Origin of the sequence: Algoriphagus sp. (assembly GCF_024642405.1) — a bacterium.
Classification (GTDB): domain Bacteria; phylum Bacteroidota; class Bacteroidia; order Cytophagales; family Cyclobacteriaceae; genus Algoriphagus.
Genome location: NZ_JAHEBC010000019.1, coordinates 16,288 through 28,860, shown reverse-complemented (window position 1 = coordinate 28,860; position 12,573 = coordinate 16,288). Strand labels below are relative to the sequence as shown.

Sequence of the window (12,573 nt, the reverse complement as noted above, 5' to 3'; positions counted from 1 at the left end):
GTAGAGACCTCTACATAGCAAACGGATGTGTTGGTTGTCATTCTCAGATGATTAGACCTTTCAGGTTTGAAACTGAACGATATGGTGAATACTCTAAAGCAGGAGAATTCGTATATGACAGACCGTTCTTATGGGGTTCAAAGCGTACCGGTCCTGATTTGCATCGAGTTGGTGGAAAATACCCTGATAGCTGGCATTATTTCCATATGATGGATCCACGATCAATGTCTCCAGGATCATTAATGCCTCCATATCCATGGATGGTCGAAAATGAATTAGACTATTCTGGTTTACCCGCTAAAATAAGAACCCTTCAAAAGCTTGGAGTTCCTTATCCAGAGGGATATGACGAGAAAGCAACGGCCGAATTGGAAGCACAGGCCGCAAAGATTACTGCTAACCTGAAAGAAGCTGGTGTAGAAGTAATGCCTAATACTGAAATAGTAGCCTTAATTTCTTATTTACAGCGATTGGGGACTGATATCAAAGCAACTTCATCCAACGAATAAATCTCAATATCATGTATAAAGAAGTTTTAAGATCTATCGAAAATATCGAAATCTATCCTGTGATTTCACTACTGATTTTTGTGATATTCTTTGTCGCAATGTTTATCTGGGTTATTAAAGTACCTAAAACTTACATCGATCATATGAAATCTTTACCTATGGATGAAGATGAAATAATTAAGAACGAGTCATGAAAAATATACTAACCTTATTGCTCGCATTTGTAGGCCTAGCCGCTACAAACTCAGTTTTCGCTCAAGAAGCTGAAAGTTCAAGTTATGACAAGCTCATGAATATGGATGGGAATCAGCTGACCTTACTTGTAATCATGGGGGTGATTTTAGGGATCATCATTTTATTGTTGATTCTTATAATCTACTTGATGTCATTTATTTCAGCGGTTTTCAAAAAAGAAAACCCTGCAATGGCTCTTGAACCGAGTTGGTGGGAGTCTTTTAAAGAAAAATTCATCACTGGTGATGTTGAGGATGAAGCTGTGGAGAAAAAGGAAATGTCAGACCATTCTTATGATGGGATTACTGAGTTGGATAACTTCATGCCACCTTGGCTTCAATATGTATTTCTTATTACAGCTGTTTTTGGAATCGGTTATTTTATTAATTATACAGTTTTGGGTTATGGAAAGACTGGAGTTGAAGAATATGAAGAAGAATTGAGAGTCGAAGCAGTTCTTGCTGAAGAAAGAAAAGCAAATACAGCTACAGGCATTGATGAAACTACAGTAGTATTTGATGAAACAGCTAATTCACTGGCTTCTGGGAAAGCTATTTTTGAAGGAAACTGTGCGGCCTGCCATGCTACAGATGGTGGTGGTGGAGTCGGACCCAACCTCACTGATGATTATTGGTTGCATGGAAATACCATCAGTGATATATTTTCAGTAATCAAATATGGAGTTGTCAGTAAAGGTATGATTCCTTGGCAAGATCAATTAAGCCCAGAGGAGATTCAAAATGTGTCTAGCTACATAGTAACCTTAAATGGCACTAGTCCTGTAAATCCAAAAGACCCACAAGGGGAATTGGTAGGTGGATCTACAGGGGATGATTTACCTGCTAAAACGGATAGTACTGCAGTAATTGCCGCTTCAAATTAATTTTATTAAGCCGGAAGGGATTTTTCTTCCGGCTAAATCAAAGCCTTTACCATGGCAAAAAAGAATCCACATTTAGATCCTGATAGTTTTCGAGATGCATTGGCAACCGTCCAAGAAGATGGAAAACGAAATTGGGTTTACCCTAAAAAAGTAAAAGGCTTATTTTATAAATATAGAACATATTTGTCCTGGTTTCTTTTAGCAATTTTATTTGCGGGTCCTTTTATTAAAGTGGATGGCAGACCTTGGCTCTTGTTTAATATTTTCGAAAGGAAGTTTATCATTTTCGGAGCAGTATTTTGGCCGCAGGATACTTATTTGTTGATTTTTCTTTTACTGATATTCTTCGTTTTTGTAATTCTGTTTACAGTGATTTTCGGAAGGGTATTTTGTGGTTGGGCATGCCCGCAAACCTTATTTATGGAAATGGTTTTCCGAAAAATTGAATATTGGATAGAAGGAGATGCCAATCAACAAAGAGCTCTTAATAACGCACCTTGGACTTCCGATAAAATCAGGAAAAAAGGATCTAAATATTTAATTTTTGGAATAATATCCTTAATGATTGGTCATTTAGCTATGGCTTATTTAATAGGAGTGGACAAAGTGATTGAGGTTGTAACTCAGCCTCCCTCAGCAAATATGGCTGGCTTCATTGGATTGATTGCGTTTTCGGGAATTTTCATGTTTGTTTTTTCTTGGTTTAGGGAGCAGGCCTGCTTGGTAGTTTGCCCTTATGGGAGATTGCAGGGAGTCTTATTGGATAACAATTCGATTAACGTTATGTACGACTATGTTCGAGGCGAACCTAGGGCTCCCATTAGAAAGAACCAGGCTGAACTTGAGCCAAAAGGGGATTGCATAGATTGTAGTCTTTGTGTGCAAGTTTGTCCCACAGGTATAGATATTAGAAACGGGATTCAAATGGAATGCGTCAATTGCACCGCTTGTATTGATGCTTGCGATGAAGTAATGTTAAAAGTCGAAAGGCCAACAGGTCTTATTAGATATGCTTCACAAAATAGTATCAAAGAAGGTTTTCAAAAATTAATTACTGGAAGAGTTAAGGCCTATGTAGTCGTCTTGATTTTACTTGTTGCAGGTTTTATTTCATTGATCGCAACTCGAGAACCTATAAATGGCACTGTGACGAGATTCCCAGGGATGACTTATCAAACTAGGGAAGATGGAAGAATTTCAAATCTTTACGAAATAACACTTATAAACAAAACATTTGAGCCTCAAACAGTGGATTTGAAGCCTATGGCAGCAGGGATGGATTTAGAAGTAGTAGGAGATACTCATTGGACACTGGAGCCTCAATCTAAATTTGAGGGTAGATTTTTCTTGGTGAGAAATCAAGAAGATGTACAGGTTTCACAGGAAAAAGTATCATTACAATTAAGTGCAGGTGGAGAAGAATTTGGCGATATTCAGACAAACTTCATGGCACCAGTCAATAAATAAAGAAATTCAACATGAATTGGGGAACAGGAATTTTACTTTCAATTATTGGATTCATTGTAATCATTATGACAATGGTGGTGATTTCTGTGAGAATGGAGGGTATTGAATTAGTTACAGAAGGCTATTACGAAAAGGAAATAGCTTACCAAGACCAAATTGATAAGGAACAGATTACCCTAGATCAAAATCGTGATGTCATCAGTTTTGATTCTCAAAAGCAACATTTGATTTTAGATTTACCTGCCGGTGTTAAAGGTACTCTTCATTTGTTTAGACCTTCAAATGCAGAATTAGATCAAAGATTGGCAATTGATGGGAATAATAAAGGAATTATTGAGGTTCCTGTAGATAAACTTAAAAAAGGTTATTGGAAAGCTCAGCTGAATTGGGTTGAAAATGGGGTTGAGTTTTATCAGGAAAAGAAGTTGAATTTTTAAATGCTTTGGACTGCTATCATATTAGGATTTTTAGGATCGTTCCATTGTGTAGGAATGTGTGGCCCTATAGCCTTGGCAGTAGGAGGAGCAAATAAAAATAAATTTATAGGCAATAAGATTTTATACCATATTGGGAGGAGTATTACTTATGCTTTCTTAGGATTGGTTATTGGAGCCTTGGGGTTTTCTTTGGCACTTGCTGGGCTTCAGCAAGGATTGTCCATTGGCATGGGAGTTTTGATTCTTGTTTTTGCAATAAGTTTTAAAAAATCAGACCGATTATTATCCATTCCTTTTTTCTCAAAATGGATTCTATGGATAAAAAGAATGTTGGGAAAATATCTGAAATCGGGTAAATCCTCTGCTTTTTTTGCTACTGGAATGGTAAATGGACTATTGCCTTGCGGTATGGTTTATATGGCTTTAGTAGCGGCCTTAGCTTTGCAAAGCCCTTTTCTAGGAGCAGTGTACATGTTTTTCTTTGGAATCGGAACAGTTCCGCTCTTATTGGTTTTGATGGTTTCAGGAAGTGTTCTCAATATTTCTTTAAGACAAAAATTCCAATCAGCAATCCCGTATTTAGGCGTACTGATTGGAATCTTATTTATTTTTAGAGGACTAGGATTAGGTCTAAATGGATTTAGTCCTGATTTACAGGTTTATAACTATGGGGCAGAACAAATAGAAATTACAATTTGCAGGTAAATTAAATTGCTTTACTGAAGTGTTTGAAATTATTTTGGTTGGCCTGTAACCTCAAATCCAATTGCATACAAATATGCCTAATAACCCCAATTCCTGATTTAGTTACCTCAATTATACCCTTATTGATTTTAACCAGATTTTCCCATTCCATTTCTTTCAATTGAAAAATCTTCTTATCACTTATTTTTTCCCAAATATCTATTGGGATATGGGCTTGTTGCTTGCAGATCAAATCAAGAATTATTTCTCTTATTTGAATATCCTCAATTGTCATACTATGGCCTTTTTGAATAGCCCATTCTCCTTTATTCAAAGAATCCTTAAAAGCTTCAACATTTTTCTCATTTTGTGCATACCCTAAATGAATATCACTTATGCTACTAGCTCCCAGACCAATCAAAACTTTGGAAGGTGAGGTGGTGTAACCCATAAAATTTCGGTGAAGAGTCCCATTTCTCTTTGCTACGTTTAGAGAGTCAGAAGGCAAAGCAAAATGATCCATTCCTATTTCCTCATACCCTAATTCGATCAGCTTCTTTTTTCCAAACTCATATAATCCTCTCTTTTGAATATCTTCTGGAAGATGCTTTTCAAAGCTTTTTTGGGCAGGGAAAGCACTGGGTAAATGGGCATAGGAGTAAAAGGCAATTCTATCCGGCTTTAAATCTGCAATTTTTTTAAATGTGTCTTCTAGGGTTTCCAAAGTCTGATATGGAAGACCATAAATTAAATCAAAGTTGATTGACTTATAGCCGGAATTCCTGGCATTATCGGTTGCTTCAATGACTCTCTCCAAAGGTTGGATGCGGTGTATTGCTTGCTGAACCTTTAAGTCAAAGTCTTGAATTCCAAAACTGACCCTGTCGAAGCCAAATTTATTCAGTGTCTCTAAATGCGCCAAAGTTGTATTATTGGGATGTCCCTCAAAACTAAATTCAGCATCTTCTAAGATATAGGAATTTTGAATGATCTCTTTTAGGAAATATTCAAGTGATTCAGGTTTGAAAAATGTTGGTGTCCCTCCGCCTAAGTGTATTCCGGCAAGTTTTGGAGTCGTCTTGAAAATAGCTAAGTATTTATTCCATTCTTTCAGTAAAGCATTCAAGTAGGGTATTTCTACAGAATGGTTTTTGGTAATTCTTTTATTGCATCCACAGTAGGAGCAAAGATTTTCACAATAGGGTAGATGAATGTAAAGAGTGATTCCTTCATTCTCTCCATATTGTTGAAAAGCTGATTTAACAAGTGATTCCCATCTTTCGGAGGTCAAATCGTTTTCCCAAAATGGAACTGTTGGATACGAAGTATAACGTGGAGCTGGTTTACTGTATTTTTCGATTAGTTCTGGTGATAGCGCCATTTCTTTTTGTTTGCACAAAAATGTAGGGAAATCACGGTAGAATCAGTGATCATAATAAGTGTCAAACCTGATAAATATCAGGTAAGAGGCTTGTAAATAGATACTTCTTTTATTATTTAATCAAGAAGGAAGTTATTAAGAAAACTGCTTTTGAGAAGTAGCCAAAAGAAGAATAGCATCATGGCCCAGAATAAATAAACACGGTAATAATCTGAAGTTTCTTTATATCGGTTTTCAAGGATTTCTGCTTTTTCCAAATTGTCAATTCTTTCAAAAATACTATTCAAAGTTCCGCCATCTGCAGCTCTAAAAAATTCTCCATTTCCGATTTTAGCGATCTCTCTGAGGGTGGTTTCATCTAAATAACTTTCTACCATTTGAGGCCTACCAAAGAAATCTGTTCCATAAGGAACCATTCCATCTTTTCCAACAGCAATTGTGTAGATTTTAATATCCAATGCGGAGGCTAATTCTGCGGCAAATAGAGGATCTACATTTCCGGCATTGCTTTCACCATCACTGAGTAAAATCAAAACTTTGGAAGCAGATTCAGATTCTTTCATTCGATTTGTTGCAGAAGCAATAGCAGAACCAATTGCTGTACCTTTTGCTTCCATCATATTAAATGATATATCCTGGATCAAATCTGTCAATAATTGATAATCATTGGTAAGAGGAGCCAAAGAATAAGCCTCTCCAGCAAACACAACCATGCCAATTCTATCTCCAAAGCGGCCATTTATAAAATCTACGGCGGTAGCTTTTGCAGCTTCAAGTCTATTTGGCGTAAAATCCTGAAGATCCATGGATTCAGAAATATCCATAACTAATACAATATCAATCCCTTCAGTAAACTGTTCCACTCTCTCATTACTTCTCTGCGGTCTGGCTAAAGCAATGATTATCATGACTAAAGAAAGGAAAAAGAATCCTGTAGGAATAAGCCTTAAATAAGTCCATGGATTATTTTTTGCTATTCTTTTTGGAAGGGATAGCTCGAGGACAGGATTTTTTAAAAACTTAACAAACTTCCTGAAAAGCATTAAAACTGGGATAATCCAAAGGAGGTTCAGAATCCAAAGATTCTCCCATTCATAGGTTTTGAAGGTCTCTGGCAAAAACCAAGACCAGCTAAAAAACTCAGCTAGTTGCTCTTGCATGCTTCATCTCGTTAAGTTTTTCCAAATGCTTTTCTTTCGCTAATTTCAATAAATAGCTAGTTGCCTCTTCACTTTTTTCTGATCCTCCTGCATAGATGATCAAGTCAATAGTTCTTAAAGCTTTGAAAACTTCAGGATTATCTAACTCTTGGCCAATTTCACTGGAGGTCCATTCTTGAAATGGGAGTTTGGTGAGGCTTTCCATATAGGCTTTCCACATTCCCTGAACTTCGTCCGCAAGCTCAAGAGTAGGCTGTTGAGTAAGTAAGGTTGTTTGTTTAATCCATTTCTTTTCAAATTGATCCCAACGTCTTTTTTGGTTTCGATGCTTCCACATTCTTTTAATCCTATCTGCAAAAAGGAAATAGAAAATTACAAGTAGAAGCAAAACTCCACCAAGAAGAGCCCCTATTACAATCCAGTTAAATTCCTTTTCAAGAGGTTGGTAAACATTATTTTCTTGGAAAACAGGCTGTTCAGGAATACTGTCCAAAGTTAGTTTAAGTTTCAGCTCAGCTTCCAAAGGAAAGTGTGTGATACTATCATAGCGAACCAATTCATAAACAGGCAATGCCAAATATATACTTGGTTCCAAGGAAAAATTTGAAACGAAATAGATTGTACTATCACTTGTTATTCCTTCCGAGGTACTGGAAATGAACGTCTTCTTTTCTAAAAGTACCAGAGGAGAATAATCAAAAAGTGAATCTGGAAATATTAATTGTTTCTGTTCAGGATAACTAGCTTTTAATACATATCCAACACGCTCACCTAGCATTGCAGAATCTTGCATAAAATAGCCATCCACTTTTACCTCCTGAGCCCAAGAAATAAAAGGTATGAAGAATAAAAGAAGGATTTTAATGAATTTACCCACGTTTCATTCTTTTGTTTCTGTATTTGAATAACTCGAGTAGCGGGGCTACAATATCCTGAGTAGTATCAATACTTAAGTAATTGATCTGATTTTTTTTACAAATCTCTTTTAAATTGACTCTTTCGGAGGAAAAAGTTTCGGCTATTTTTCTTGAAAAACTGCCAAAAGCGGTATTTACCCAAGTTGTCTTTCCACGCTCTTTATCATAAATAGGTATAATACCGAGAGAAGGGAGAGCTGATTCCCGAGGGTCCGTAAGCTGAATAGCGACCAAGTCATGTCTCTCAGCAAGGGCTCTAAAAGGACGCTCGAATCCTTCGTCAATGAAATCTGAAATAACGATTACCACACTTCTCTTTTTAATTAAATTTAAAGCAAAGGTGAACATGGCGTTCAAATCGGTTTTTAAGGATTTGTTTTCATGGTCGAAAATTCCCCTTATCATTTTAACTCCCTGTTTGGTTCCTTTACCGGGGAGAATTAAATTTTCTTTTTGGTCTGAAAAACTTATCAATGCCACTTGACTTCCGTCAAAAACTCCAGCCAAGGTCAATACTCCAGCAATAGTTTTACCCTGATCAATTTTCTTATTTCCTGCTTGACCTATATCCTGACTTCCACTTATATCAAGTAGGAAATAAACACATTGGTCTTTGTCTTCACGAAATGTCTTAACAAAAGTGCCATGCCCTTTGGCTGAAACTTTCCATTCGATCGTTCTTACGTCGTCTCCGTATTGATAAGGGCGTAAATCATCAAACTCTAGACCAGAGCCTTTAAATAGAGATTGGTATTCTCCTTGCAGGTGGTTATTAGCCACTTTTCGGATCATGATCTCGTATTTCCTAAGCTTACTGAATAGTTGATTCATTCTGGGTGATTTGAACTGGCTAAGTTATAGTACTCGCTTGAATTATAAAATTTGTCTTATATGAAGGGTGAGGGAAATTTCAGTTAAAAAAACATAATTTTGTACCGTGAAAAGATTAAATATAGTTTGTTGGAGTCTTCTTTTTTTAATCAGTTGCAGTGATAACACTAAACCAGAAGGTCTTCTAGATGAAGATAAAATGGTCAATGTGCTGATTGATATTCATTTAACTGAAGGGGTTGCCAGTGCACTTCCTATTGCTTACGATTCTTCTCAAGTTTTATATAAGCTGTTGGAAAAAGAAGTTTTTGTTAAACATCAGGTAGAGGATTCTGTTTTTACTCAAAGTCTGAGATATTATTTACAATATCCATTGATTATGGATAAAATGTATGCTCAAATTATTGATTCCCTTGCCTCTAAAGAAATAGAAGGCATTAATAAAAAAGGAGACGAGGAAATTTTCTAATGATATACCCTTCCAATTTAGAGCAAAAAATAAATTTCGTTAAGGTTAAGGAGCTTTTGAAAGAAGAATGTACCTCTCCTCTTGGGATGAGTTATGTTGATAAAGTTTCTTTTTCCTCTGACTATAATCTGGTCAAAAAACTTCTCGATCAAACAAAAGAGTTTTATGAAATTTTATTTTCAGGAGAATCTTTTCCCTCATCTAATTTTACAAATCTGCATCCTTATTTAGAAAAAGCGAAGTTAGAAGGAGCGCATCTTGATCAGGAAGATTTTCACGAAGTGAAATTATCTCTTCATACACTGAGAGGATGTATTTCATTTTTCCAGAAATTTGGTGAATTATATCCAACACTCAGTCAATTGCTTGGATTGCTAATCGATTTAGATTTAGGTCTATTAAAATCAATTGAGCAAGTAATTGATGAGAAGGGACAGATTAGAAGTAATGCAAGTCGAGATCTTCAACTGATTCGAAATCAGATAATTTTTGAAGAAGGAAGACTTCGAAAAGTCATGGAAAGAATCTTTAAAGAGGCGAGAGCAAAGGGCTTAACTCCAGAGGATTCAGGAATGACAATTCGTGGGGGAAGAATGGTGATCCCTATTGCTGCAGAAAACAAAAGAAAGCTTAGAGGTTTTATTCACGATGAGTCTTCAACCGGCCAAACCGTTTTCATGGAGCCTGAAGAGGCTTTGGATATAAATAATGAAATCCGGGATTTAGAGTATATGGAGCGCCGGGAGATTGTCAAAATTTTAACTCAATTAACAGATAAGTTAAGGCCTGCAATCCCCGTATTAAGAAAAGCTACCAGTTACCTGGGACTTATGGATTTCATCCGGGCCAAAGCAAAATTTGCTCAAAAAACAGATTCTGTAAAACCAGAGATTACCAAAGAAAGGCAATTGACATGGACAAAAGCAAGGCATCCAATTTTAGAAATGGCCTTGAAAACTCAAGGAAAGAAAATAATCCCTATTGATGTTAAACTAGGTGGGCATGAGCGTTTATTAGTGATTTCCGGGCCTAATGCAGGTGGAAAATCAGTAACCTTGAAAACAGTAGCATTACTTCAGTACATGCTGCAATGCGGTTTGTTGATCCCTGTACAGCCTGACTCTAAAAGTTCTTTATTTGATAATTTTTTCATTGATATTGGAGATGAGCAGAACCTCGAAAATGATTTGAGTACTTATAGCTCTCATTTAATGAGCATGAAGAATTTTACTCAATTTTCAAATAGAAAAACCATTCTATTCATTGATGAGTTTGGCACAGGTACTGAACCTCAATTTGGTGGTGCAATTGCTGAATCTATTTTACTTGCATTAAATAAGCTTGGGGCATTTGGAATCGTGACTACTCACTATGGGAACCTGAAACAAATAGCAAATAAAAATCAGGGGCTTGTCAACGGGGCTATGCGATATGATGTGGATAAGTTGGAGCCAATGTATCAATTGGAAATTGGTAAACCAGGTTCATCCTTTGCCTTAGAGATCGCATCTAAAATAGGTATCTCAAAAGAAATCCTTCAGTATGCGAAGGATCATATTGGTGAGGAGCGGGTTCGTTATGATCGATTACTGACCCAATTGGAAAATGAGAAAAACCAATACACGAGTTTATTGGCAGATGCAAAAGCGAAAGAAAGACTTTTGAAAACTAGGCTTAAGGAATACAATGAGCTGAAAGAGACATTAGAACTCAACAAGAAAAGATACATTCAAGAAGCAAAGCAGGAAGCAAAGAATTTATTGGACCAGACCAATAAAAAAATTGAATCCACAATAAGACAAATAAAAGAAGATAAAGCCGATAAAGAATCCACAAAAAAATTACGGAAAGAGCTGGAAGAATTTAAAGAAATTGTAAAGCCGGAAAAGCTTGCAGTTAAAGATCCGGAAGTGGTAGTGGTGGGTGGTAAAATTGCAGAAGGTGATTGGGTAAGATTAAAAGATAATGGTGCAATTGCCCAAGTACTTCAATTAAAAAATAAGGAAGTCGAAATTTCGATTGGTGAATTAAAATCAAATGTGAAGTTATCAAGACTTGAAAAAATTTCTCAGACTCAGGTTAAAAAAGAACTCAAATCAGTAGCTAAAAGGAGTGGTTATAATACCAATGAGAAGTTGATGGAGTTTTCTCCCAATTTAGATTTGAGGGGAAAAAGGGGAGAGGAGATTTTGCCTATGATTCAAACGTTTGTGGATGAAGGATTTATGTTTGGAGTTAAAGATCTGAGAATTGTACATGGGAAAGGCGATGGAATCCTTAGAGATATTACTAGGAATTTGCTAAGAAATATGCCGAATGTGGGTAAGATGGAAGATGAGCATGCAGATAGAGGAGGGGCTGGAGTGACTTTAGTAACTTTAAAATAAAAAAGGAGCGTTTTAAGCTCCTTTATTCTTTTCCTTATTTTATTATCCTTTTACTTTTTCAAAAGATCAAATTCATAATTCCCTGCTACTGCAAAAGTGCCATTTATTCTAGCCCCAGGGGCAGAAATTGTAAAAATCAATTTCAAATTGTCTGCATTTCTAGTAAAGGAAATTTCCCTCCCAGCGGCGGGTTTGACCCCGCTCAGTGTTATTTTATTAAAACCGCTTCCAGCAAAACTCCAGGTGCCTGATGCATCAAATAGTTCATTACTGTTTCTGCTAGTATAGGTTTTTGAAGATGTTGAACTTAGTGTTAGCTCAAAATTTTGATAAAGATCGGTTACAACTACTCCATCTCTCTTCACAGTACCACCTCCAGCAGTTTCCCAGGTAAGGGTGCCAGTTCCAGTTAAAGCTTCAACAGCCAATTCTTCTGCAGTTTTTTGTGGTGGATCAGGTTTATCATCGCCACAACTTTGAATTAATGCTACCAAGGAGATAAGTGCAAGAACCTTTAAATATGTAAATCTCATAGAATTAATAGTTTTTCTCAAAGGAAAATAAATATACAGAAGTATGTTTAAAACTAAACTTACTTATAATCTCCTAGTTTAATTTTTTGTAAACAAAATTCATATTCTCTTGGGTCATTTGAGCAAACGAGAATTGTTCGGTTGGATTTATATTGTGAAACTAAGTCCTGATACCATTTTATTCCTTTTTTGTCCAAATTAGAAGTTGGTTCATCCAGTAAGATCAAATCAACTTCTGAAAAAAGTGCAATCCCCAATTTCACCCTTTGTTTCATTCCGGATGAGAATTGAGATATTTGTTTTGATTTATGATCTTCCAGAAAAAGTATTTCAATTATTTGCTCAACTGTAAAACCGGAAATGCATTTTTTAAATTTAAAATGAAATTTCAGTAGTTCTTGTAATGAAAATTCTTCCGGGAGCTCCATGTATGGAGCAGCGATGCTTAAATGAGAAAACCAATTTGAATCAGAAATCGACTTGTTATCTTTCAAATATGAAATTTTACCAGAAGTAAGGGGAATTGCTCCGCTGATACATTTAAGTAAAGTGGACTTTCCAGACCCATTTCCACCTGTTACTGCAATTGATTCACCAGATTCAATTTTTAAATCCAGGTTTTTAAAAATCCATTCATATTGAAAGCGCTTGTTAGCCTTTTCAAGTTGGATTTTAAACATG

General features: G+C 36.1%; 14 protein-coding genes. 8 read left to right on the top strand and 6 right to left on the bottom strand.

All coding sequences use genetic code 11. From position 1 onward, the window contains the following. The 6 genes from ccoO to Q0L68_RS02965 form a co-directional block, all read left to right on the top strand. Positions 1-509: cytochrome-c oxidase, cbb3-type subunit II (ccoO, locus tag Q0L68_RS02990; protein WP_296699146.1), on the top strand; the 509-nt coding region annotated here is incomplete at its 5' end. 11 nt (positions 510-520) lie between these two features. After that, a complete protein-coding gene (locus Q0L68_RS02985) occupies positions 521-703 on the top strand; it encodes a cbb3-type cytochrome c oxidase subunit 3 (RefSeq protein ID WP_296699144.1) in 183 nt (60 codons plus the stop codon). Then, the gene (locus tag Q0L68_RS02980; protein ID WP_296699142.1) at positions 700-1,626 is read left to right on the top strand and encodes a cbb3-type cytochrome c oxidase N-terminal domain-containing protein; all 927 of its coding nucleotides are present in this window, start codon (positions 700-702) and stop codon (positions 1,624-1,626) included. Before Q0L68_RS02985 ends, Q0L68_RS02980 begins: the two co-directional genes overlap by 4 nt. 51 nt (positions 1,627-1,677) lie before the next feature. After that, positions 1,678-3,093 carry a cytochrome c oxidase accessory protein CcoG gene (ccoG, locus tag Q0L68_RS02975; RefSeq protein ID WP_296699140.1) on the top strand — a complete coding sequence of 472 codons (1,416 nt, stop codon included), beginning with the start codon at positions 1,678-1,680 and terminating at the stop codon, positions 3,091-3,093. Positions 3,094-3,104: 11 nt separating this feature from the next. Beyond that, positions 3,105-3,530: a FixH family protein gene (locus Q0L68_RS02970; protein WP_296699138.1), complete on the top strand. Its 426-nt coding sequence runs from the start codon at positions 3,105-3,107 to the stop codon at positions 3,528-3,530. After that, on the top strand, positions 3,531-4,235 hold the full coding sequence (locus tag Q0L68_RS02965) for a sulfite exporter TauE/SafE family protein (RefSeq protein WP_296699136.1): 705 nt from the start codon (positions 3,531-3,533) through the stop codon (positions 4,233-4,235). Position 4,236: 1 nt separating this feature from the next. Here the strand turns inward: Q0L68_RS02965 and hemN are convergent, their stop codons facing one another. The 4 genes from hemN to Q0L68_RS02945 form a co-directional block, all read right to left on the bottom strand. Then, positions 4,237-5,595: an oxygen-independent coproporphyrinogen III oxidase gene (gene hemN / locus Q0L68_RS02960; protein WP_296699134.1), complete on the bottom strand. Its 1,359-nt coding sequence runs from the start codon at positions 5,593-5,595 to the stop codon at positions 4,237-4,239. Between the two features lie 116 nt (positions 5,596-5,711). Continuing rightward, complete coding sequence (locus tag Q0L68_RS02955) at positions 5,712-6,755, bottom strand: VWA domain-containing protein (protein WP_296699132.1); 1,044 nt, start codon at positions 6,753-6,755, stop codon at positions 5,712-5,714. Continuing rightward, the gene (locus Q0L68_RS02950; protein WP_296699130.1) at positions 6,736-7,632 is read right to left on the bottom strand and encodes a hypothetical protein; all 897 of its coding nucleotides are present in this window, start codon (positions 7,630-7,632) and stop codon (positions 6,736-6,738) included. Before Q0L68_RS02950 ends, Q0L68_RS02955 begins: the two co-directional genes overlap by 20 nt. Then, positions 7,625-8,503 carry a DUF58 domain-containing protein gene (locus tag Q0L68_RS02945; RefSeq protein WP_296699129.1) on the bottom strand — a complete coding sequence of 293 codons (879 nt, stop codon included), beginning with the start codon at positions 8,501-8,503 and terminating at the stop codon, positions 7,625-7,627. The genes Q0L68_RS02950 and Q0L68_RS02945 overlap by 8 nt, the downstream gene beginning before the upstream one ends. Before the next feature lie 106 nt (positions 8,504-8,609). Here Q0L68_RS02945 and Q0L68_RS02940 point away from each other — a divergent pair, with 106 nt between their 5' ends. Beyond that, positions 8,610-8,972, top strand: coding sequence for a DUF4296 domain-containing protein (locus Q0L68_RS02940; protein ID WP_296699126.1), 363 nt, complete (start codon positions 8,610-8,612; stop codon positions 8,970-8,972). After that, positions 8,972-11,359: a Smr/MutS family protein gene (locus Q0L68_RS02935; protein ID WP_296699123.1), complete on the top strand. Its 2,388-nt coding sequence runs from the start codon at positions 8,972-8,974 to the stop codon at positions 11,357-11,359. Before Q0L68_RS02940 ends, Q0L68_RS02935 begins: the two co-directional genes overlap by 1 nt. Before the next feature lie 50 nt (positions 11,360-11,409). Here the strand turns inward: Q0L68_RS02935 and Q0L68_RS02930 are convergent, their stop codons facing one another. Continuing rightward, positions 11,410-11,892: a hypothetical protein gene (locus tag Q0L68_RS02930; RefSeq protein ID WP_296699120.1), complete on the bottom strand. Its 483-nt coding sequence runs from the start codon at positions 11,890-11,892 to the stop codon at positions 11,410-11,412. Between the two features lie 59 nt (positions 11,893-11,951). Further along, complete coding sequence (locus tag Q0L68_RS02925; RefSeq protein WP_296699117.1) at positions 11,952-12,572, bottom strand: ABC transporter ATP-binding protein; 621 nt, start codon at positions 12,570-12,572, stop codon at positions 11,952-11,954. Position 12,573: the final 1 nt, after the last annotated feature.